We start from the raw sequence: 21,794 nt of genomic DNA on the forward strand, positions 1-21,794 counted from the left end.
TGCGTTATGCTGAGCTCTGTTCTCTTGCGTGAGGTGGTTGCCGGTGACTGTGATGCGCTGGTGGCTGCGAATTGCGCGAATAAGCCGTTTCATGCCCCATGGGCGACGCCATTTTGTGACGAAGCAGGTTTTCGGCAATGGTTTGCTGTGTGTTCTTCTGATGGTGCAGCGGGTTACGTGGCGCTGGAGCGGCAGACGGGTCAGGTTATTGGCGTTTTGACGTTAAGCCAGATTGTGTACGGCAATTTCTGTAATGCTTATTTGGGGTATTATGGGATGAAGGCCGCGTGCGGTCGGGGCCTTATGACGGAAGCGGTGCGGCTGGTCTTGGTGCGTGCATTCGGGGATTTGGGCTTGCATCGGATTGAAGCCAATGTGCAGCCTGATAATCAGCGTTCGATTGCGCTTCTTCATCGCTTAGGGTTTCAAAAAGAAGGCTTTTCGCCACATTATTTGCGGATTTCTGGTGTGTGGCGGGATCATGAACGTTGGGCGATCCGGCGTGAAATGTTTAGCGGTAGTTAATGGCAGCGCTGGGAAAATAGTCTTCGATGACGAGCGAGATCGGTGCATGATCGCTGGCGCGACGCAGAACGGCGCGATTTTCGAGCAGATAGACTGATGCTTCTGGCATGGCCGTGCTGCTGATGGTGGTGCGTGAGAAATGAGTGTCTTGAACGGCGCGACCAAATGGGGTGGTGCTGTGCTCAAGGCGGGTATTCATCTCCGCAGTAAGGCGTTCTGGAACGTACCAATTCCATGCATCAGACACGGGAACGTCGCCGCAGAGGAGTTGAACGTGGCGCAGCTTAAGTGCGGTGGATGATGTCAGTTCTAAGCGTTGGATGATATCGGCTGCGGGGGCAGGTGGCGTACCAATTGTGACGCTGTGAACGTGAATGGGGGAGGGGCAGAAGCTCTGGAGTGTTGCTGTGGCGCTAGGGCGGCTGGCAAGGCGCTCTTGGAGGTTCTGGGTATCAGTGTGCCGTGAAGGAGCGGCGCATCCGCTCAGCAGTGCAAGCGTTAAGCCTGCACATGCCGAGGGAAGAACGTAACGGAGCAAAGGAGAACTGCTCTTAGTTATCGTCGCGGTCGTCTTTGTCTGTTGGGACTTCGATGTCGTTTGACAGATCATCGTCATCATCAAGATCATCATCGCTTTCGATAACATCATCGGCATCATCATCTGTGTCCAGATCGACATCGACGTCGTTTTCGTGCTCGCTTGGAGCCGCGTTGGGATCTTTTTCTTCAGGGAGCGGCTCATCGTTTTGTTTCAAACGACCGATATCGCTCGGTTGGGTACCACCGCATTTGGGGCAAATCGCGGGGACGCGGTTCAAGTCATAAAAGCGGACACCACAATCAACGCATGTCCGTTTCAGACCGAGTTCGGGTTTTGCCATGTTGCGCAAGCCTACCAATGCCACGGAATTAGAGAAGGGCGGCCATGCCAGCTTGAGCGGAGTCTGTCAATGTTTTTAGGGTTTTTTCGGTGATTCGTTTAGGGGGAATGGAGAATTTTCCTGCATAAACGGTAATTGACAGTGTCCAGTTATGGGCGGCATGAACGAAACTATGAATCAGCGACCTTTGACCGTTTCTCGTGCGTTATCAGGCTTGCAGGGTACGACCCGCGTGCCTGGCGATAAATCCATCAGCCACCGCTCACTTATGTTTGCAGCGCTTGCAACGGGGCAAACGCGTGTGAGTGGCCTCCTTGAAGGGGAGGATGTGTTGCGCACTGCGGATGCAATGCGGGCTTTGGGTGCGACGATCACGCAGGACGGTGATGTTTGGGTTATTGATGGGCGGGGTGTCAGTGCCCTGTCAGAACCTGAAGATGTGCTTGATATGGGTAATTCGGGGACGGCGGCGCGGCTTTTATCGGGTATCTTAGCGACGCAACCTTTCTTGAGTGTGATGACGGGGGATGCCTCTCTTCGTTCACGCCCCATGCGCCGAGTGACAGTGCCGTTGAGTGAAACTGGCGCTGTGTTTGAAGCGCGTGAAGGTGGGCGCTTGCCGATGGCCATTCGTGGCACATGTGAGGCTAAGCCGTTGAGCTATCGTTTGCCTGTGGCGTCTGCTCAGGTGAAGTCTGCGGTTTTGCTCGCGGGCTTGAATGCTCAGGGTCAAACGGTTGTTGAAGAGCCCGTGGCGACGCGGGATCACACGGAAAATATGTTGCGGCACTTTGGTGTGCCGGTTGCGGTTGAGGTGATGGAGGATGGTGGGCGCCGCATCGCGCTAACCGGGCCGGCTCAATTGAGCGCGCGTGATGTTGTGGTGCCGGGTGATCCGTCTTCAGCGGCTTTCCCGATTGTTGCAGCACTGCTGGTGCCGGGCTCTGATGTCTTGATCACGGGGGTTGGCCTCAACGTTCTGCGCACGGGGTTATTCCAAACTTTGCGTGAGATGGGGGGTGATCTTGAGGTGCTGAATGAACGCATTGAAGGTGGGGAGCCAGTGGGTGACCTGCGTGTGCGTTATTCGGCGTTGCGTGGTGTAGCTGTGCCGCCGGCACGTGCGCCTTCTATGATTGATGAATACCCCGTTCTGGCGGTTGCATGTGCGTTTGCAGAAGGGGAATCGCGTTTGCAAGGGTTGGAAGAGCTGCGCGTTAAGGAAAGTGACCGTCTTGCCGCGACGGTTGCTTTGCTGGATGTGAATGGCGCTGCGACCACGGTGGAAGGTGATGACCTGATTGTGCATGGCCTGAAAGGTGATGTGGGTGGCGGGCACGTGACGACACATATGGATCATCGCTTGGCGATGAGTGCGATTGTGTTTGGTTTGGCGGCGCATAAGCCGGTTTCCGTGGATGATACGGCGTTTATTGAAACCAGTTTCCCGGGTTTTGTAGAATTGATGAACGCTCTGGGAGCAGGAATTCGCTGATGTCCGGTGGGTTTGTTATCGCGGTTGATGGGCCGGCGGCAGCTGGTAAGGGGACGTTAGCGCGGGCTCTGGCAGAGGCTTATGGATTGCCGTATTTGGATACGGGTTTGTTGTACCGTGCTGTTGCGCGGCGTGTGCTCAATGCAGGCGGAGACCCACAGAATGCTGCGGAGGACATGGCGCAACATCTGACGGCCGAAGATTTGCAGCGCAATGATCTGCGTGTTCCTGAAGTGGATCGTGCGGCGTCTATGGTTGCATCGCAACCTGCTGTGCGTGCGGCTCTTCTGGAGCGCCAGCGTGTTTTTGGGCGTACGGGTGGGGCCGTTGTCGATGGGCGTGATATCGGGACGGTCGTATTTCCGGATGCGCCTGTTAAGCTGTTTATTACGGCGTCAGCCAAGACACGTGCATTGCGTCGTTATCATCAGATGCATGCAGATATGCCACTGGAAGGTGAAGCGTTGCGCCATGCGGTGGCAGAGATTGAAAGCCGGGATCAGAGAGACTCGGAGCGTGATGTTGCCCCGTTACGGGCGGCAGATGATGCCTTCACGATTGATACGGATGATTTGACGGCGGCTGAGGTTTTTCAAAAAGCGTGTGATTACATTGCGCAGCGTCGTAAGTAACGTCCTCTCGTCCTGATTGGGGAGTGGAAAAAGCACTTTTTGATTGACATTGACTGTGTCAAGGGTGTCTTTGCTTGCTTTGAAAGCAAGGCACCGTAAAGGTTTGCTTTCCTCTTATGTGTGTATCGCAGGCATGAGGGTATTTTGGATCATTGACCCGTTTGATGCTTTTAGGGCCGACGGGGAGACGTCACACGCATAACAACGTCATGTGTGGCGCAAGCATGGATTTCCAGCGTATTGCGGAAATCTGGGAATATTAGACTACATGGCTTCTGCCACTCTGATGAACTCGGTTGCACACGGCACCGAAGATTTTGCTGCCCTTCTCGACGAGACACTGGGTCGCGACACTGGTTTTGAAGGCTCCGTTGTTACGGGTCGTGTTATTCGTCTGTCTGACGAGTTCGCGATTGTTGACGTTGGCCTGAAGAGCGAAGGCCGCGTTGCACTGAAGGAATTCGGTCCTCCGGGTGCCGCTCCTGACGTGAAGCCTGGCGATGTTATCGAACTGTACGTTGAGCGTTACGAAGATCGTGATGGTTCCATCGTTCTGTCACGCGAGAAGGCTCGTCGTGAAGAAGCATGGACGGCTCTGGAGCGTGCATTCGGCAACAACCAGCGCGTGAACGGCACGATTTATGGTCGTGTTAAGGGTGGCTTCACGGTTGACCTCGGCGGCGCAATGGCGTTCTTGCCAGGCAGCCAAGTGGACATCCGTCCGGTTCGTGACGTTGGGCCGCTGATGGGTCAGCCGCAGCCGTTCCAGATCCTGAAGATGGATCGTGCGCGTGGTAACATCGTTGTGTCACGTCGTGCAGTTCTTGAAGAGACCCGTGCTGAGCAGCGTTCTGAGCTGATCCAGGGCCTGAAGGAAGGCATGATCCTTGACGGCGTTGTCAAGAACATCACCGATTACGGTGCGTTCGTTGACCTCGGCGGCGTTGACGGCCTGCTGCACGTTACGGATATCGCTTGGAAGCGCATCAACCACCCATCTGAAGCTCTTCAGATCGGTCAGCCGGTTCGCGTTCAGGTTATTCGCTTCAACTCTGACACGCAGCGTATCTCCCTTGGCATGAAGCAGCTTGAAGCTGATCCATGGGAAAATGTTGCTGTTAAGTATCCAGCAAGTGCTCGTTACACGGGTCGCGTCACGAACATCACCGATTACGGTGCATTCGTTGAGCTGGAGCCGGGTGTTGAAGGTCTGGTACACGTTTCTGAAATGTCTTGGACAAAGAAGAACGTACATCCGGGCAAGATCGTTGCTACTTCTCAGGAAGTCGACGTTATGGTTCTCGATGTGGACAGCTCAAAGCGCCGCATCTCTCTGGGCCTGAAGCAGGTTCAGCGCAATCCTTGGGAGCAATTCCAAGAAGAGAACAAAGTCGGTTCCGTCATCGAAGGCGAAATCCGCAACATCACCGAGTTCGGTCTGTTCATTGGTCTCTCCGCAGACATCGACGGCATGGTTCACATGTCCGACCTGTCTTGGGACGAAGCTGGCGAAGCTGCCATGGCGAACTACGAGAAGGGCCAGGTCGTTAAGGCTAAGGTTCTCGACGTGGACGCTGAGAAAGAGCGCATTTCGCTTGGTATCAAGCAGCTTCAGGAAGATCCAGCCGCTGACACGCTCGCACGCGTTCAGAAGGGTGCAATCGTAACCTGTGTTGTGACCGCAGTTCAGACGAACGGCATCGAAGTGAAGGTTGACGAAGTCCTGAACGGCTTCATCCGCCGCGCAGAACTGGCTCGTGACAAGGCAGAGCAACGCCCAGAGCGTTTCGCTGTTGGCGAGAAGGTTGATGCGAAGGTCGTTGCTGTTGAGCGTGCATCACGCAAGCTGGCTCTGACGATCCGTGGCCGTGAGGTCGAGGAAGACAAGCAAGCTATTACAGAATACGGCTCATCTGATTCAGGTGCATCACTGGGTGATATCCTGGGTGCAGCAATCCGTCGCCGTACTACGGATTGATGCAAAATAACGCCGCTTTATTTGGGGTGTTATGAAAAGGGTCGCTTCGGCGGCCCTTTTTTTATTTATTCTAAATCATGAGGGTATGCGAAAGGTGTTTTTGCTGTTTTAATAGATAAGCTAGAAATTATCATAACGTCGAGTGCAGTGCATATGAAGTGTACTGTATGTCGTGAGTCTTGATTCTAAATTGGGGGTGGGCGTAAGGCGCTCAATTGCTTGATGGCGGTCATTTATAATACAAACTTTACGCATAACCCCAATTCATACCTTACTCTTGCGATAGAGCGTGCTGCGAAGTCTCTATTTGGGCGCGAGGATGTTGTTGTTGCGGATAACATGTCTTTGGCGGGTATTGCTGCATCCGGCGCGCATGATGTGCTGATTTGTATTGATGCGCAGCGTATTCATTTGCCTCTTCTGCGCCGTGTTCGTCCGGCATTTAAAACGATGATCTTGTGGACGTTTGAAGATCCCTTTATGCGGGACTTTAACGTTGAGAATGCCAGTCTCTTTGATTTTGTATTCACGAATGATCCGTCTTGTGCAGAATACTACACTGGTAAAGGCCATTATCTGCCGCTTGCTGCGAGTGCGTCGATTCACGAACGGAAAGTATTGACAGCAAACGAGCTGGAATATGACATTTTCTTTGCGGGGACGATGTGGCCAAACCGTGTTGAGACATTGCGGCGTGTTATAGCAGCGTTTCCTGAGGCGCGTTTAAAGTTGATTTGCCCGGGGAATGAGTACTTGCCGCCTCTCCCGGCAGACTTGGCCGCCTTGGCTATACAGCGCCCTGTCAGTCATGAAGCCTTTATTGATTTTGCGAATGTCAGCGCTGTTACTCTGACGATGTTCCGGGATTATGCGAGCCATGGTGATGTAAGCCAAGCGACAGCACCGGGGCCGCGTTTTTTTGAACTTGGGCTGGCGGGAACGGCTCAAGTGGTTGAAGCGCCAGAAAATATGGCGAGCGAGCATTTCGAAACAGTTGATGGCGTAAGCCTTGCACGTGACCCTGATGGGGTTGTTGCTGCTGTTGCGCGCCTTTTGGAGAGCAAGAGTGTACGGCGTAAAGCCGCTCAGGCTGCGCAAAAGTCTGTCTTGCAGCACCATTTGTATGAAAATCGCTTGCGGAAGATGCAAGAGATTACGGGGGCTGATTTTGGCCGCCGTAAGAGTGGCATTGTTCCGGTGGAACGCCGCCGCCGTTTGCGGGTATTGATGTGCACGCATTCCACGATTCATGAGCAGGCATGGGGTGGTGTTGAAGTCTATCAGCAGGCTTTGTGCTCAATGCTGGGGCGTGATGTCGAATTCTTTTACTGGTTGCGCCGTAGTAGTTCTTGCTGGATGACAACGGCGAGCGGTCAAGAGTTGGATCGTTTTGAAGTGCCCGAAGCCGGCTGGCAGGATGTTATGTGCGATGGGGCCGAGGAAATGGCCTTCTCCAGTGTCATTGGACAGTATAACATTGATGTTGTTCACTTCCAGCATCTTGGTCACCACGCGCTTTCTTTACCGATTATCGCCAAAGCGAGTGGCGCAGGTGTGGTGTTTTCTGCGCATGATTTCTGGCTGGTGTCATCGCGTTACAACCTGCTGAACCATGAACTGCGCTACGTTGAGGAAGAGGTGCGGTCTGTTTTGGCGGCAGATGTGAGCCTCAAAGCGGCTGAAAACGTTGAATATGGTGGTGAGCAGACACGCCGTGCCTTTGTGTCAAAAATGTTACGTTCCATTGATGCCATTATGTTTGGTACGCAGCACTCACGGGACTTGACCCACGATATTTACCCAATCTTGGATCAGAAAGTCAGTCTGATTACGGGTATTCCAAGTCCTGAGAACACCGTACCCGTTGTGCCAAAAGCCTATCAGTCTTTGGAAGGTCGCCCATTAGGTGTGGCTATTGTTGGCAATTTCCTTCGTACGAAGGGTGCGGACACCATTTTAAGCTTGATCGAGATTGCGCACCCTGATCACTTCCACTTCCATATTTTTGGGTACGTCCACCCGGAATATGAGGCGGTTCTGAACGCGGTGCCGCGTTCAAATGTAACGGTGTATGGTCGTTATGATATGGGTGAGATTGATGCGCTGAAGGTTGCAGATGTTGCATTGAACCTCTCTATCTGGCCGGAGACGTATTGTATTTCTCTCTCAGAAGCGTGGCAGAATGGGCTTTTGCCGATTGTGACTGATGTGGGAGCTTTGGGAGATCGTGTTGAAGACGGTGTGAATGGCTTTAAGGTGCCTATTAACCGCCCAAGCATGGTCCTCGAGCGGTTGGAAATGTTACGTTCGTCTGAAGCGTTGCGCCGGAAGATGATGGCTAATATCGGGCCGCATCTTTTGACGAACGCTGCGGATTATTCGCGTGATTTGTTGCAGTTATATCGTGATGTGGCGCCCCGGCGTGAGATGGGGGTTTCCGATCTGCGCATTGATACGGGGCAAGTTCATTTGCTGCCGCATAATAATTGGCGCCATCAAGCGCCACCACGCCACATTTTTGATCCGCCGACGCAGCATGATTTGGCGATTGAGTTGCCGGTGGAGGTGAATGATTGGTTCTCGATACAGGGGGCAGAATGTTATGTTGATGACATTTGTCACCATGTTCTCCGCCCGAGCGGAGAGATTGATTTTAATGGTGCCAACGACTTCCATATTCGTGGGTGGTTCCTGCTGCCGGGAATTTCTACGGCAGGGCGTATGCTCGCTGTCTTGATCGGTGATGGGCCTGATAGCCCAACGATTTATGTTGAATGCCAACGTGAAACGCGTGGTGATATTGCAAAGCTGTTTGCTGATTCACCGCGTCGCTCAGGCTTCTCTGGGCGTGCTTCACTGCGTGGAAAGTGGTGTGAGGGCCGCTTCCGTATCGCATTAATTAATGTGCTTCACGGTCAAGGGGCATTCCAGCTCACGTCATACCAAATTGAGGTTGAAGGCGGTCAAGTTACTGAAATTGGGCGTGTTGCACCGTCTAATGGGCAGATTTTGGCAGATTTTGAGCGTGTTGCACATAATGATGGCGTTTTGCGCGGCATCAAGTTGTCATCTGTGCAAAAGGAAGGCCTGCATTCTTATGGCGATGGGCGCTTAGAGCAGTTTATTGATGACTTCACGGGGGTTGTAGGGGAGCCTCTTCGGGGTGTTGAGGCCGAAGGCACTCTACATATTCGTGGGTGGGGTTTTTTGAAAGGCCTCCAGCGCGCTGGGCAAATGTATGTTGCGTTAGTACAGCCTGAGCGGGGGGAGGTTGTGCTGTCAGCCTTGAGCCGTTGTGTTCGTCACGATGTGGCGGTGGTGCATGAGGATGCTCCTTTGTGTGCGGGCTTTGAAGGTACTTTAGATCCAAAGCGTGGCTATGCATTGACCCTGGAAGGGCACTATCAAGTGGCGCTTTTGAATGTTGCTGGTGAGGTCTTTGGGACGTATGTAACTGATTTGGCCGTCCATTTTAGTAAGGGTAAAATTCAGTCTACTGCTCGTGAAGGCTTGACGCAGGAAGCAGCGCAGCATGTCGATGAACTTCTGAGTAAGCGGGCTATGTCCTGAACATTAAGGGCACGACGTAATGCCAGGTGAACAAAGAAAAATGCTCTCCGATACAAATATACGCCAGCCTAGCTGGCGTATATTTGATGCTGATTGGTATATATTGCGATACCCGGAAGCTGAAGAGTGGATGAAAAAAGAGGGCATCAATGATGCTCAAGAATTCTATCATCAATTTGGACAAAAATATGGGCATTCTCCAAATAGGTATTTTGATGAGGTTTGGTATTTAAGTTTTTATCCTGATGTACATAAGTCCGTTATTGAGGGGAGTTATGAATCTGGGTTCGATCATTATTGTTCTGGGGGTTATGTTCATAATTCGGGGCACTGGCTTTTTGATGAGCTTGCATATCGTCGACGCTATCATGAGCTGACGCAGCGTTATTTGGAAGAGCAAGGTTTTTTAAACGGTTACGATCACTATTTAGAAGTCGGATCTAAAAGAAACTATATTGGCCATCGCTTTTTTGATTTGGAACTGTGCCGTAATCTGGCTTTACATTTTCCAGATTATTTTAAGCCGCATGACAATTTATTTGCATCATGGCTCGTGCTTCCAGCCTCAGTGGCGAATGCTGGGCGGGTGTCATGGTATTTTGATCCAGTATGGTACTTAAATCGTTATCCATCGGTTCAGAAAGAGATAGATGAAGGGCGTTATAGCTGCGCTCTCCATCATTATATGACGAATGGTAGAGCTAGGCACTACGATCCATTAGAGTTCTTTTCGGAAGATGAATACGCTGAGTTGTACCCCGATTTGAGGGGGGCATTAGACCAAGGTGTTTTCCGTAATGGTTATGATCATTTCGTTCGATTTGGTGCAAATGAAGGACGTTCACCGGGGAAGAACCTTAATATCGATGCATATAAATCACGTCCGCAGGTCCGGCGTGATTTACATAATAAGCTCTTTGATACTCCGTTCACGCATTATGTGGCAGGGCGTGTAACGCCAGATTCACAGGCTGCATTGGCGGGGGTGGTAGAACTGGACGAGGTGCAGGCGAAGGTTGTGTTTGAGCGTGAAGCTGAAGCACAATTGCCGATGCTGGTGCGCCGCCGTTTAGATTTCACTTATTCTGGGTTGCCGGAAATGAGTGTGATCATGGTCTTATATAATAAAATTGCACTGACCATGCAGGCTCTGGCGTCATTGCGTGCGAATTATTCAGGTGCCATTCAGGTCATCATTGTGGACTCTGGATCTCATGACCAGAGCCGCCAATTGGCGCAGTTTGTTCGTGGGGTGAAGCTTTTACGGTATCGATACAATATCGGGTATCTGGAAGGGTGTAATGCCGGGTTGGCGGAAGTCGAAGCTCCGTTTGTTCTGTATTTGAATAATGATATTCGACTGGCACCGGATGCAGTGCGTTTGGCTTTGAAGCGTATTCGGTCAGAGGCGAGTATTGGGGCTGTCGGTGCGAAGATTATTCGTACGAACATGCATTTGCAGGAAGCGGGTTCGGTGGTGTGGCGCGATGGTAGTACTTACGGCTACCAACGTGATGCGGACCCAAATTTGCCGGAAGCGAATTTTATCCGTGATGTGGATTACTGCTCCGCCGCGTTTATCGTGGTGCGCTCTTCTTTATTGAGGCGCTTGGGTGGGTATGATCCGCGTTTTCGGCCGGCCTATTTTGAAGACGTAGATTTATGTGTGCGCATCATTAAAGCAGGATTCCGGGTTGTTTATGATCCGACAGTGGTGATTGAGCATTTGGAGTTTGGGAGTTCGGGGGCATCAGGCTCATTGGCGTTGATGCAGGCGAACTTAAAAGCGTTTGCGCGGGCACATCCAGATTTTTTGCGCCATCAACAGCCGCATCATTTGCGTAATGCGGTTCATGCGCGTGAGCGCAGGCGGGATGAGAAGCGGATTTTATGTATTGAGGATCGTTTGCCGCTTAGGCGTTTGGGCTCGGGGTATGTCCGGTCTAACGACGTGGTGCGGGAGATGGCGGCATTAGGGTACCGCGTCACGGTCTTTCCTATGCTGTCGCGTGAGCAAAGTGTTCTGGATATTTTTGGCGATTTTCCAGACACGGTTGAATTGCTGCCTGATCTCCATGTGGCAGATTTTGCAGAATTCATCCAAGAGCGTGCCGGGTATTATGACCTGTTATGGGTGGGAAGGACGCATAATATGGCGCGTTTGCTCCCAATTTTGAATGAGACGAGCCGTTATCTTCCTGCGGGTGGTGCTGTTTTGGATACGGAGGTTATTGCGACACCACGAACGCTGGGGCGTTTGGATGTGTTGGATTTGCCGCGTTCTGGGCAAAGTTTTGATGAGATGCTGCAAGAAGAGCTGGATGTAGCTCATTTTTGTCAGCGTATTGTTACGGTGACGGAGAATGATGCGTCTTTGGTGCGTCGTGCTGGGTACGATAACGTGTCCGTGCTCGGGCATGAGATGCGCCCTAAGCCGACGCCTGCGGGTTTTGAAGAACGGCGTGATATTCTGTTCTTAGGGGCATTGCATGATGTGGGGGCCCCTAATCATGATAGTCTTGAGTGGTTTGTTGAAGAGGTTTTGCCGCATTTGGATGGCGTATTGCCAGATGATGTGAAGTTCACTATTGCAGGATTTATTAGCTCATCGGTTGATATGAGCCCATTTGCATTACATCCGCGAGTTGATATTGTGGGATCGGTGCATGACTTGGGACCATTATTTGATCGGCATCGAGTTTTTGTTGCGCCAACGCGTTTTGCTGGCGGTTTGCCCTTTAAGGTGCAAGAAGCAGCCAGCCTAGGGGTCCCGATGGTGGTAACATCTTTGCTGGCGTCTCAGGTTGGTTGGGAAAATGGTAAGCAGTTGCTTCATGCTAGTGGTGATGATGCGAAGTCTTTTGCAGATGCAATTGCGCGTTTGTATCAAGATGGTGAACTGTGGACGCGTCTACGCAATGAAGCTTTGTCATCGATTCGAGAAGAATGTTCGCCTGCAAAGTTCAGACGTGACCTCGATCAGATTATACAGACTTGTATTGTGTGATCAGATCAGGTTTTCATTGAGTTGGTAGGTTAATGCCGTTTCGCGATAGCGAACTATTTGAGGAAACAGGTGAAGTAATGTCGGAAACCGTGATTGAACGTCCTGACGAAACGGCAGCATTGGCCTCGGGTATGTCCGGTCGTGTTCTCGTGTGTAGTGGCGGGCGCTATGAAAGCCAAGCCAATGCGCAGATCCGTGAGTCGATCATGGATGGCTGGGCGGCATGTTTTGGTGAGGATAATGTAACGGCGGTGCATATCTCGGCGGCTGCGGCTTCGGTTGCGGTTTTGAAGCCGACCATTGTATTTGCCATTGGTTCATATCTGCCAGAGAGCACGTATTTCGGGGAAGTCTGTCGTGAAGCGCGCAAAATTGGTGCTGTAACGGTTTTTTGGGCTACGGAAGATCCCTATGAGCAGGATGCGAATTACCGCGTAGCGGATGATTTTGACGTTGTGTTCTCGTGTGATCGCTGGGGACATAATTTTTACCAGCGCGATCGTGTTTTTCACCTGCCATTGGCGGCGAGCCCGACGCTTCATTACATGCCGATTGATGAGACGGTAGAAAAGACGGTTGATGTTCTTTTCTGTGGTGTGGCGTTTACAAGCCGTAAAGACATTGTCCGTAATCTCCTCCCAGTCTTGCGTAATCTGAACATTAAGATCATTGGTCCGGGTTGGGGGGAGTTGGGGATTGGCTTCTCTGACGCACGTATTGAAAAAAACCAGCTTGTTGAGTTGTATCGTCGCTCCAAATTGGTTCTGAACTTGGGCCGTTCTCTGCATTTTGAAAATAAGCGCTTTATTATTGCGCCTTCTACGCCGGGGCCGCGTACGTTTGAAGCGGCGTTGGCGGGGGCGTTCCAAGTGTTTCATGAAGATACGCATGAAATTCGCCGCTATTTCCGTGCAGATGAAATCCCGACGTTTTCAAACCGTAAGGATTTTGAGAAGCTCGTTGAGACATATCTGAATGACGATGCGAAGCGTTTGAGCATGGCGCGTAAAGCGCAAGAGCGTACGCATAAGGAACATTTATATAAGCACCGTATTGCGCAGGCATTGGCGGTTCTGAAGTCTGAGGGCTTGATCGGCGGTTAAGTGGCGGTTCCGTTGTGAGAGACTATTTGTAAAAGGCGGGAGGCATCAGCTTCCCGCCTTTTTTATTGTTTGAAGGGGGTGGTGTCAGGGGGGGGGGAAGCCCTGACACGGTGAGATTATTGTGGGGCAGGGCCTAGGACGGCTTGAGCGAGGTCATGTGGGCGGACCCATTGGGCAAAAGCGGCCTGAACTTGCTCGGGGGTCATGGTGTAAATGGCTTTGGCCATCAGGTTGGGCGTGTCCAGTGGGCGGCCAAGGGTACTGAGGCTCAGAATGTTTGCGGCTAATCCATCAAAGCTGGAGCGTTCAACGGGCAGATCTCGGAGCAGGGCAGCTTTGGCGAGGTTCAGAGTATCTGTTGAAACGGGCTTTGTACGCATGGTTTCAACATCTTGTAGGGCATGTTCACGGGCTTTGGAGACTTTGCTGGGGTCTGAGCCAAAGGAAATGGAGAATGATGCACGTGTGCGTGAATAATTAAAGCCACTGCCTACGCCGTAAACATAGCCTGTTTTAACGCGTAAATCCTGCATGAGAAGTGATGAGAAGCCATCCCCTAAGATGGCGTTCCCAACGGTGAGTGCGTAATGTTGTGGGTCATTAACGTTCAAGCCGATGGTTTCTGAGAGATGTACTTCATCTTGAGAGCGCCCCGGATCTGCGACGTTGATTTGGGAGGCTTTGCTGAGTGGGATGGTTGGGAGGTCTACCTGTGGGATTGGGCCGTGTGCTGTCCAGCCGCCAAAGGCTTTTTCGATGTTGGCGCGGGCGGCTTCAGGGGTGATATCTCCAATGATGACGATGGTGGTGAGGTCGGGGCGGTAATTGGCCGCGTAGTAATTTTGTACGTCTGAAAGAGACACGCCCATAATGCTTTGCGGTGTTGCCTCTCGTAGTGTTGGGTCATTTGCAGGGACGAGGGCTGCGTGGCGTGCGCGCCCAAACTTATATCCTGGAGACTGGAGAAGTCCTGCGGTTGCTTGTGCGGCTTGGATTTGTTGGATGTGAAATGCCTGTGCCGGGAAAGCGGGGGTTAGTTCGTGCTCGGCTAAGAGGCTGAGCGCTTGGGGGAAGGCATCTGTTAGTGATGAGAGGCTAAATGAGGCTCCGGCGCTTTCGCTTGCGGCAAGGTCATCAAACGCACGGGCGAGCGCAAGGCGGTCATGATGTGTGGAGCCGAAGAGAAAAAGCGATGATGTGAGGTCTGCAACGCCTTCTTTGCCTTTGGGTTGTTGGAGGTCTGAATTTTGGCGGATCATGCCGTGTAGTACGATTGTGTGGCTGACATGTTCAGGCTGGACGATCAGTTGTAGTCCGTTGGCCAGTGTGTAGGCTGTTGGTATGGGCGCTTCTGGTGGCAGGGTGACGCGAGATAGGGCTTCTGTTGCCCAAGCGGGTAGTTCAACCTTACCGGATGGTGGGGCCGCAAAGGATTCTGTGCCGCCGAAACCTTTGGCACCGGTTGGGACGCCCTTTTTGCTGGGGGTTAGTGTGGCGGAGAGCATGTGATCGGGGTTCAGTATGGTGCGCGCGAGCTCATCGACTTGTGCTTTGCTGACATGACGGAACGCGGCGATCATATCTTCAGGGCTGTTGAGGTGATTAAATGTCAGAGCTTGTGACCACGTGCTAGCGAGGTCTGAGATGCTATTTGCGTTGAATTCGAGAGCTGCGATTTCTTTGCGTCGAGCGGCTTCGATAAGATCTTCGGGAATACCATTTTTGCGGTAATTTTCGAGAATAGCCGCCATAGCCTGACGCAAGGGTTCAGGGTTGGCTGTAGGTGGGAGTGCAGCGTAGCTGAAGGCGAGGCCAGCTTGCGGGTTGGGGTCGTATTCAATCCCTGTATCAAGCGCTTTGCCCGCAGGGACGAGGCCAAAAAGGTCAGCGCGATGGCTGCTGAGGGCATCAATCAAAAGGGTGAATGCCGCGTAGTTTTTGTCCCGTGCGCCGGGCGCTTGCCATGCATTGACGAGGACGGTCGCGGGGAGGTCTGTATCGAGAGCGATAGATTGAGATGTGATGGGGGTTGGGGTGACGGTCGGGCGTGCAGGTAGGGTTATGGCCGGGATTTTGCCAAAAGCAGCTTCTACTTGGGCTAGGGCTTCTTTCGGGTTTATGTCACCCGCTATGACGAGTGTTGCGTTATTGGGGCCGTACCAGTGGTTATAAAAATCACGCAGGGTTTTTGCTGTGGTTTTGTCAAAAGAGGGGCGTGAGCCGAGGGCATCTTCTTCATAGGGAGTATTTTTGAAGAGAATACCGTTAATTTGCGCGAACATGCGGTAGAAGGGACTGGAGAGGTCGCGAGAGACTTCTTGCTCAATCGCTCCTTTCTCATGGGCCCATTCTTTGTCGGTAATGTTTAAGCCCCGCATACGGCCTGCTTCAATTTGCAAAGGGACGTTAAGATTAGCCGCAGGCGCGCTGAAGTAATACTGGGTGACGTCCGTCGTGGTGTCGGCATTATCATTATTGCCGAGTTGTGCGCTGATGGTGGACAGCTGGTCCCGGGAGAGGGTTTTTGCGCCATTGAACATCATGTGTTCGAGCGCGTGGGCTGTGCCAGAAAAGCCTTTGGGTGCGTTTACGGAACCGGTTTCGTAGTTAATCATCGTCTGTACGACTGGGGCGAGCGCATTGCGGATGATAACGACGCGCAGGCCATTGGACAGTGTGGCGCGCGTGACGTTGCTCTCTTGTGTTGTTTGAGCATGTACAGGGGGGCTGCTGAGCAAAGGTGTTGTTAAAATGGATGCGGCCATAAGGGCTGCGCGTGAGAGGCGGGTAAAGTTGAGCATGGAGTAGGCTTCCTAGAAATATGTTCTAACAGTGACGTTAGCGTTACGTTTCTAAAACTGTCTAGCCGTGTTGTTTTTAATAAGGCTGCTTCGGAAAAAGATGTGCGTGCTGCGTGAGAGTGCAGTAAGAAAGGCGTATGACTCTTGGAGAACGTCTTACCCGTTGGGATGGTTGGTTGATTGACCATGTATTCCAACCCGCTGCAGATCGGCTGCCTTATGAAAAGGCTGCAATTCAGTTGGGAATGAGCTTTCAGCTTGGCTCACTGATGTTGACTGCGCTGGCTCTTCTTTTGCCGATTGTGCTGTTTGGATCCTCTTTTTCGGATGTTGTGGATTCAGGGCTGATCTGGCTGATGAATTTTGCTTTTTTCATGGGCATGAAACGGAGTGCGCCTTTGGTCCGCTCTGGGACGATGAATCCATTGCGGCCGATGCTGATGGCGCAGCGTCTTATTGCTATTGGGTTTGTGGTGTATCAGGCATGGTGGTGTGCTGGTGTGTATGGTCCGTTCTTTGAACTGGCGATTATTATGCTGCTTTCGCAGGTGACGTTTGTGTTGGGGCTGTATTTTGTTGCGTGTCAGCCAAGACCTCCGCGTGCACGCTTTGCCCAAAGAGGTGGCCCTGTCATTGATGGTCCTTGGCAGGCGAGTGGGCAGATACGCTGATTCATTGAAAGAGGGGCGTATGGCTGAAGGGGGGAAGCGTTTGCGTATCTTGCATGCGCTATCGACCTGTGAGTTTGCTGGGACAGAGCGGCATGTTGCACAACTGACGGCACTTCAGGCTCAGGAGCATGATGTCACGCTGCTGCTGGAGCGCCATACACGTGACCCGCGTACGGGCGGGGATATTATAGAGCATGTGGCGCCTTCTGTCCGGGTGATACGGGCGGGGCGTTTGGGGTATCTTTGGCGTTTGGCACGGCTCTGGCGTTCTGGGTATTATGATGTTGTGCATACACATTTGGGGCGTGCTTCAGCGCGTGTAAGCTGGTTGCGGCGGTTGGGGCTTGGAGGAAAGGCGCCGATTATTGCGACTTTGCACACCCGCTATCGTGGGCGCAGTTATGGTGTGCATGATGGGCTTGTGTGTATTGCTCAATGGCAGGTCAAAACTCTCCCGATGGCGCAAAGGCAGCGTGCCGTTGTGGTTCCTAATTGGACGACTCTGACTGTTGCGGCCGAAGAGCGCGTGCGGCAGAGACAAGAGGTGCGTATGTTGTTGGGACTACCCGAAACAGCGTTTCTTGTTGTTGCGGCGGGGCGAATGGTGAGAGAGAAAGGTTTTTCTCTTCTTCTGAAGGCTTGGCGCGGCGCACGGCTCACTCAGCCGGCGACGTTGGTGCTGGTAGGAGACGGGCCGGAACGTGCGGCTTTGGAAGCACAAGCACACGCTGCACCGGATATATGTTTTTTGGGGTATAGAACGGATATGCCCGAGCTTTTGGCTGCGTTTGATGCGTTTGTTCTGCCGTCTGAGCATGAGCCGTTCGGACTGGTGTTGTTGGAAGCAATGGCGGCAGGGCTGCCAGTCTGTGCGACAGCTGCTGGTGGGGTTCTGGATATTTTGGTGGATGAGCCGGAAAGTCTTGTTCAGCCTGCGTCTGTAGAGGCACTGATCGAAGGGATACAAAGGTTATGTGCTTGTGGGGTGTCTAGCCGAGATATGACGGCATGGCGGCCGGAGGCGCAGGTGAAGCGGCTTGACGATTTTTATAGAACCTTGGCAGCAGTTTAGTGTTGTGTTGCAGTACGATATATTTCGGAGGAAGTATCACATGGGGTTTTATGCTCGTTTTGGTATGATGTGTGCATTGGGGCTGGCGGTCTGTACGGTACCAGCAATGCAGGCGGCGACGGTTAGCAATACTTTGCAGATTCCTTTGTCGTTTAAATTTAACACGAAAGGCGTGGTGCAGAGCGCTCGTTATCGTTGTGTCGAGCAGCCTGCGGCATTGCGCTCTGTTCTCCCTAAGGGTGTTTTTAGCGCAGCTTATATTAATCTCGATGATATCAGTTTGCTGGCGGTGAGCATTCATAACAAGACACAGATTTTTTCCAGTGTTGTGTCTGCCAGTGGTGCAAAATATGCGGCGGGCTCTTATGAGTGGTGGGAAGAGCACGGCGAAGTGAGCTTTACAGACACCGAGCAGGGCAAGGCTGTGTTGACGTGTAAGGAAGTTCAGTAGCCGTATAGTCAGTGACCGCTTCAGGGTAAGGTTTTGATGCAACGCGATATTTTTCTTCTTGATTATGATGGTACGTTAGCGGAAACGCGCCCTGCCATTTTGTCGTGTCTTGCTCTTGCTTTTGAAGCGGTACTGGAGCCTTCGCCGAGTGCGGAGGCTTTAAAGGAGCAGTTGTCACGTGGTGGAACGTTGGCAACGCTGTTTCAAGCATTCGTGCCGCAGTGTGATCTCTCAAAGGCTCAGGCATTTGAGAAAGCATATCGTGCGCGGTATTTAGAGGAAGACGAAGGCAAAACGGTGCTTTTTGACGGTGTTGTGCCGGTCTTAGAGGCTTTGAAAGCAAAAAATATTCATTTGGCGGTCCTGAGTAACAAGCACGCTCCAACAGTCTTGGCGAGTATTAAGCGTTTCCAGTTGGGGCATTTTTTTGATGCGGTGATTGGTTCTGAACCGGGGCACGCAGTGAAGCCCGATCGTCGTGTAATGGATGAGCGTGTGCGTCTTGTTTACCCGGATGCGGCTGTAGAACGTTTTATGATGGTTGGTGATACTACGGCGGATCTTTTATTCGCGCGGCGTGCGGGACTAGCGTCGTGTTGGGCGCGTTATGGGCACGGACGCGCAGAGCAGTGTGTGGAGCAAAATCCAGATTATATCATAGATGATGTTTGTGGATTGTTGGATCTCCCTGTCGAGCATTAGGTGGATGGGGCAGGGCCAGTGCTCTCCCGTTGGATAACTTGTGTATCAAGGATAACGTTTTGCCGCTCTTCCTTGAGTAGTAATAGGCGGGCAGCCTCAATGCCTTTTTGGGTGTGAGGCTGCCGGATTGTGCTGAGCTGGGCTGTTTCTGCTGTGGGAATATCATCAAAGCCAAAGACGGATATGTCTTGTGGAATTTTGAGGCCAGCCGCTCGTATGGCGCGCATGGCACCAATGGCGATGCGGTCACTCATGGCGAGTATAGCGGTTGGGCGGCAGGGGGCTTGTAAAAGGTATTCTGCACCTTCAGCGCCTGCCTCTTCAGAGTTTACAGGGATTTCCCAGCATAAGACGTTATCTGGCTGTATGCCTGCTTTTTGTAGTGTTGAAAGGTAACCTTCCAAGCGCATAGTAATGGTACTATGGGCGATATTGGCGCGGCGCTTGGGGGTGAGTGGGCCACAATAATTATCATGGGCCGTTTTGAGGGATAAGATACCAAAGCGTTTATGGCCGAGTTCCAGCAGTTTTTGAGCGGCCTGTGCTGCCGCAGCGCAGTCATCAATGCCGACAAATGAAACGTTTTCGAGGCGAGGCTGATCAATCACAATGAGGGGTATATTGCGTTGCTGGGCCATGAGGGCACAGCGATTATCGGGTGCCATTGAGTATAAGATGTATCCGTCTACGGCAGCATGGCCGAGGGATACTGGGGCTTCATTATCGCGCAAATTATCACCGGCGGAAATAAGCGCGAGGTCTGAATGGCGGCGCGTGCAGCTTTCAGCAACGCCTTGCAAAACTGAAACGATGGCGGGGTCTGTGAAGGCGTACGGGAGTTCTTCACTAAATAGAAACCCTATTGCGCCAGCGCGGCCTGTGGCTAATTGTTTGGCCGCAGGGTCTGGTCCGGTATATCCTAATTCTTGCGCAACAGCGAAGATGCGTTCTCTGAGTGCTGCGGAGAGTTGATTTGGGCGAATATAGGCGTTGGATACGGTGGTGTGAGAGACTTTTAACCGTGCCGCGACGTCTTTTAGGGTGACCTTGCGCCGTGAGTGCTGGCGCCTGTGAGGTGTTTTGGGGGACAAAAGGGGGGAGGAGCCGACTGGTTTCATATTTAGTCTCTTAACATAATAGGAAAGAGCCGTAATTCGGCATCTCTCGGTATGCTGGTCTTATTTGGGCTTATAATACGGTAGGTGGTATGTTTTTGAGGGGGCGCAAAGACATGAAACGTCCTCTGGTTCAGAGTGTATGACATTAGGAAAGGCAGAAGCAATGAGTGATACGGTAATACAAGCGGCTGTCATGCATCTGGAGCAGGCGCATGCGCCGGGGGCTGTTCGTCCAATTATTAAAGCATTTTTTGATGAAGCAACAAACACGATCAGTTATGTCGTGCATTGCCCGGAAACGTTGCAGGCTGTCATTATTGATTCTGTTTTGGATTATGATGCCGCTTCAGGGCGCACGTCCTATGCATCAGCGCAAGTCATTGTGGAGTATGTGGCATCAGAGCGCTTAGAGGTGTTGTGGCAGCTTGAGACGCATGTCCACGCGGATCATTTATCTGCGGCTCCATGGTTGCAAGAACAATTGGGCGGGCGTTTGGGCATAGGCGCTGAGATTATTCGTGTGCAGAATGTCTTTGGTAAAATTTTTAATGCGGGTTCTCGTTTTGCGCGTGATGGCTCACAGTTCGATGCTTTGTTTGAAGATGGTCATGCATTTACGGTCGGGCGGTTGCCGGTGATGACGTTGCATCTGCCGGGACATACTCCGGCTGATATAGCGTATCTTATCGGTGATGCTGTGTTTGTTGGTGACACGATTTTTATGCCAGATTTTGGCACGGCGCGTGCGGATTTCCCGGGGGGCGATGCTGGACAGCTTTATCGCTCTATTCAGCGACTCCTGAGTTTGCCGCCGGAAACACGTTTGTTTTTATGTCATGACTATAAAGCTCCGGGGCGCGATAAGTATTGCTGGCAGACTACGGTTGGTGAGGAAATCACTGCTAATATACATATAAAAGATGGGGTGGATGAGAAAAGCTTTGTAAAAATGCGTATGGCGCGTGATGCGGGTTTGGCAATGCCGAAGCTTTTGATGCCATCTGTTCAGGTAAATATGCGAGGGGGTGTTTTTCCTGAACCAGAAGATGATGGGGTGAGTTATATTAAGATCCCATTGAATAGGGTATAGTTAATAATATAAACTATTATATTTATGAAAATAATAATAAAATTATTTTATGGTGTAGTTATTAACGGTAAGTCATAAGTAATGGGTGCATCATAAATGCTGTGTGGCCAATGACGGACGATCACAGGAGCTTGTTGGTAACCCGTATAGTGTTGCCATACGGTGGATACTGTCAAACATAGCCGAATGTGGGGCCTGATGGCGTTATTATGGCCTGTTTTCTTACTGAGGTCAGCCCCTCTATGGGGCAGGCCCAAGGGCCGTGCTGCTTGGGACGTTGGTGCAGATAGATCAAAGCGCTCATATGTTTTGAGTATAGATGCGATCATGCCTCAAGATGAAGCGGAGTTTCATTTAGAGAACATAGCGTAGTCAGTAGTATTGTCTATTATATGGGTGATATTTATAATTTGGTGTAAACATATTAGTTTTTTCACTTGCGGATGCTGGGGCTGGTTGTCTGGGAAAACCCATTGCAGGTCTCCAATGTCTTCTGGTCATATTTATATGATAATATGTCTAGCGGTGATGTCGCATCATTTATCAATACTATTGAAAATAAATAATGAGTATGTATGGGGTTATATTTTCAAACAAATTGCGCGTCATATGGTATGATCTTAGATCGGACTATGGCAATAATGATGTTATGCTTAACCGTTTCATGTCTGTAAGAAATCAGTAAACGATAGATTTGT

General features: G+C 51.6%; 16 protein-coding genes. 12 read left to right on the forward strand and 4 right to left on the reverse strand.

The annotated features are described in order from the left end of the window. Positions 1 to 6 precede the first annotated feature (6 nt). The gene (locus tag NTH01S_RS03710; RefSeq protein ID WP_174523601.1) at positions 7 to 525 is read left to right on the forward strand and encodes a GNAT family N-acetyltransferase; all 519 of its coding nucleotides are present in this window, start codon (positions 7 to 9) and stop codon (positions 523 to 525) included. Here the strand turns inward: NTH01S_RS03710 and NTH01S_RS03715 are convergent. Both NTH01S_RS03715 and NTH01S_RS03720 read right to left on the reverse strand, forming a co-directional pair. Next, positions 512 to 1,063 carry a hypothetical protein gene (locus NTH01S_RS03715; protein WP_245642136.1) on the reverse strand — a complete coding sequence of 184 codons (552 nt, stop codon included), beginning with the start codon at positions 1,061 to 1,063 and terminating at the stop codon, positions 512 to 514. The two genes, NTH01S_RS03710 and NTH01S_RS03715, sit on opposite strands and share 14 nt — an antisense overlap. A 13-nt stretch (positions 1,064 to 1,076) precedes the next feature. Next, positions 1,077 to 1,406, reverse strand: a complete 330-nt coding sequence (locus NTH01S_RS03720; protein WP_068169846.1) for an FYDLN acid domain-containing protein — start codon at positions 1,404 to 1,406, stop codon at positions 1,077 to 1,079. A 160-nt stretch (positions 1,407 to 1,566) separates the two neighbouring features. On the opposite strand from NTH01S_RS03720, the gene aroA reads away from it, so the two are divergent. From aroA to NTH01S_RS03750, 6 genes are all read left to right on the forward strand, one after another. Continuing rightward, positions 1,567 to 2,901: a 3-phosphoshikimate 1-carboxyvinyltransferase gene (gene aroA / locus NTH01S_RS03725; protein WP_068169851.1), complete on the forward strand. Its 1,335-nt coding sequence runs from the start codon at positions 1,567 to 1,569 to the stop codon at positions 2,899 to 2,901. Next, a complete protein-coding gene (cmk, locus tag NTH01S_RS03730) occupies positions 2,901 to 3,533 on the forward strand; it encodes a (d)CMP kinase (RefSeq protein WP_068169648.1) in 633 nt (210 codons plus the stop codon). Before aroA ends, cmk begins: the two co-directional genes overlap by 1 nt. Positions 3,534 to 3,801: 268 nt before the next feature. Further along, complete coding sequence (gene rpsA, locus NTH01S_RS03735) at positions 3,802 to 5,511, forward strand: 30S ribosomal protein S1 (RefSeq protein WP_068169650.1); 1,710 nt, start codon at positions 3,802 to 3,804, stop codon at positions 5,509 to 5,511. Positions 5,512 to 5,733: 222 nt separating this feature from the next. Next, the gene (locus NTH01S_RS03740; RefSeq protein ID WP_068169653.1) at positions 5,734 to 9,081 is read left to right on the forward strand and encodes a glycosyltransferase family protein; all 3,348 of its coding nucleotides are present in this window, start codon (positions 5,734 to 5,736) and stop codon (positions 9,079 to 9,081) included. 40 nt (positions 9,082 to 9,121) lie between these two features. After that, complete coding sequence (locus NTH01S_RS03745) at positions 9,122 to 12,088, forward strand: glycosyltransferase (RefSeq protein WP_068169854.1); 2,967 nt, start codon at positions 9,122 to 9,124, stop codon at positions 12,086 to 12,088. A gap of 77 nt (positions 12,089 to 12,165) precedes the next feature. Then, entirely contained in the window at positions 12,166 to 13,191 is a 1,026-nt protein-coding gene (locus NTH01S_RS03750) for a CgeB family protein (protein ID WP_068169656.1), read from the forward strand. Between the two features lie 116 nt (positions 13,192 to 13,307). Here the strand turns inward: NTH01S_RS03750 and NTH01S_RS03755 are convergent, their stop codons facing one another. Beyond that, a complete protein-coding gene (locus tag NTH01S_RS03755; RefSeq protein ID WP_068169658.1) occupies positions 13,308 to 15,992 on the reverse strand; it encodes a M16 family metallopeptidase in 2,685 nt (894 codons plus the stop codon). 137 nt (positions 15,993 to 16,129) lie between these two features. Here NTH01S_RS03755 and NTH01S_RS03760 point away from each other — a divergent pair, with 137 nt between their 5' ends. From NTH01S_RS03760 to NTH01S_RS03775, 4 genes are read left to right on the forward strand one after another with little or no spacing between them, the layout of a single operon-like run. Further along, a complete protein-coding gene (locus NTH01S_RS03760) occupies positions 16,130 to 16,663 on the forward strand; it encodes a hypothetical protein (RefSeq protein ID WP_068169660.1) in 534 nt (177 codons plus the stop codon). A gap of 19 nt (positions 16,664 to 16,682) precedes the next feature. Continuing rightward, entirely contained in the window at positions 16,683 to 17,735 is a 1,053-nt protein-coding gene (locus NTH01S_RS03765; RefSeq protein ID WP_157070857.1) for a glycosyltransferase family 4 protein, read from the forward strand. Between the two features lie 40 nt (positions 17,736 to 17,775). Further along, positions 17,776 to 18,186: an MliC family protein gene (locus NTH01S_RS03770; RefSeq protein WP_068169662.1), complete on the forward strand. Its 411-nt coding sequence runs from the start codon at positions 17,776 to 17,778 to the stop codon at positions 18,184 to 18,186. A gap of 36 nt (positions 18,187 to 18,222) precedes the next feature. After that, positions 18,223 to 18,888, forward strand: coding sequence for an HAD family hydrolase (locus NTH01S_RS03775; protein WP_245642138.1), 666 nt, complete (start codon positions 18,223 to 18,225; stop codon positions 18,886 to 18,888). On the opposite strand, the gene NTH01S_RS03780 is transcribed toward NTH01S_RS03775, so the two are convergent. After that, positions 18,885 to 20,006 carry a LacI family DNA-binding transcriptional regulator gene (locus NTH01S_RS03780; protein WP_068169669.1) on the reverse strand — a complete coding sequence of 374 codons (1,122 nt, stop codon included), beginning with the start codon at positions 20,004 to 20,006 and terminating at the stop codon, positions 18,885 to 18,887. The genes NTH01S_RS03775 and NTH01S_RS03780 overlap by 4 nt on opposite strands. Before the next feature lie 163 nt (positions 20,007 to 20,169). On the opposite strand from NTH01S_RS03780, the gene NTH01S_RS03785 reads away from it, so the two are divergent. Then, positions 20,170 to 21,096 carry an MBL fold metallo-hydrolase gene (locus tag NTH01S_RS03785; protein WP_084366949.1) on the forward strand — a complete coding sequence of 309 codons (927 nt, stop codon included), beginning with the start codon at positions 20,170 to 20,172 and terminating at the stop codon, positions 21,094 to 21,096. Positions 21,097 to 21,794: the final 698 nt, after the last annotated feature.

Origin of the sequence: Neokomagataea thailandica NBRC 106555, assembly GCF_001598495.1 — a bacterium.
GTDB classification, from domain to species: Bacteria; Pseudomonadota; Alphaproteobacteria; order Acetobacterales; family Acetobacteraceae; genus Gluconobacter; species Gluconobacter thailandicus_A.

Bases quoted from the DNA above. Each gene is read 5' to 3' on its own strand.
- NTH01S_RS03710 (WP_174523601.1), top strand. From the start codon at position 7: ATGCTGAGCTCTGTTCTCTTGCGTGAGGTGGTTGCCGGTGACTGTGAT.
- NTH01S_RS03720 (WP_068169846.1), bottom strand. From the start codon at position 1,406: ATGGCAAAACCCGAACTCGGTCTGAAACGGACATGCGTTGATTGTGGT.
- aroA (WP_068169851.1), top strand. From the start codon at position 1,567: ATGAACGAAACTATGAATCAGCGACCTTTGACCGTTTCTCGTGCGTTA.
- cmk (WP_068169648.1), top strand. From the start codon at position 2,901: ATGTCCGGTGGGTTTGTTATCGCGGTTGATGGGCCGGCGGCAGCTGGT.
- rpsA (WP_068169650.1), top strand. From the start codon at position 3,802: ATGGCTTCTGCCACTCTGATGAACTCGGTTGCACACGGCACCGAAGAT.
- NTH01S_RS03740 (WP_068169653.1), top strand. From the start codon at position 5,734: ATGGCGGTCATTTATAATACAAACTTTACGCATAACCCCAATTCATAC.
- NTH01S_RS03745 (WP_068169854.1), top strand. From the start codon at position 9,122: ATGCTCTCCGATACAAATATACGCCAGCCTAGCTGGCGTATATTTGAT.
- NTH01S_RS03750 (WP_068169656.1), top strand. From the start codon at position 12,166: ATGTCGGAAACCGTGATTGAACGTCCTGACGAAACGGCAGCATTGGCC.
- NTH01S_RS03755 (WP_068169658.1), bottom strand. From the start codon at position 15,992: ATGCTCAACTTTACCCGCCTCTCACGCGCAGCCCTTATGGCCGCATCC.
- NTH01S_RS03760 (WP_068169660.1), top strand. From the start codon at position 16,130: ATGACTCTTGGAGAACGTCTTACCCGTTGGGATGGTTGGTTGATTGAC.
- NTH01S_RS03765 (WP_157070857.1), top strand. From the start codon at position 16,683: ATGGCTGAAGGGGGGAAGCGTTTGCGTATCTTGCATGCGCTATCGACC.
- NTH01S_RS03770 (WP_068169662.1), top strand. From the start codon at position 17,776: ATGGGGTTTTATGCTCGTTTTGGTATGATGTGTGCATTGGGGCTGGCG.
- NTH01S_RS03775 (WP_245642138.1), top strand. From the start codon at position 18,223: ATGCAACGCGATATTTTTCTTCTTGATTATGATGGTACGTTAGCGGAA.
- NTH01S_RS03780 (WP_068169669.1), bottom strand. From the start codon at position 20,006: ATGAAACCAGTCGGCTCCTCCCCCCTTTTGTCCCCCAAAACACCTCAC.
- NTH01S_RS03785 (WP_084366949.1), top strand. From the start codon at position 20,170: ATGAGTGATACGGTAATACAAGCGGCTGTCATGCATCTGGAGCAGGCG.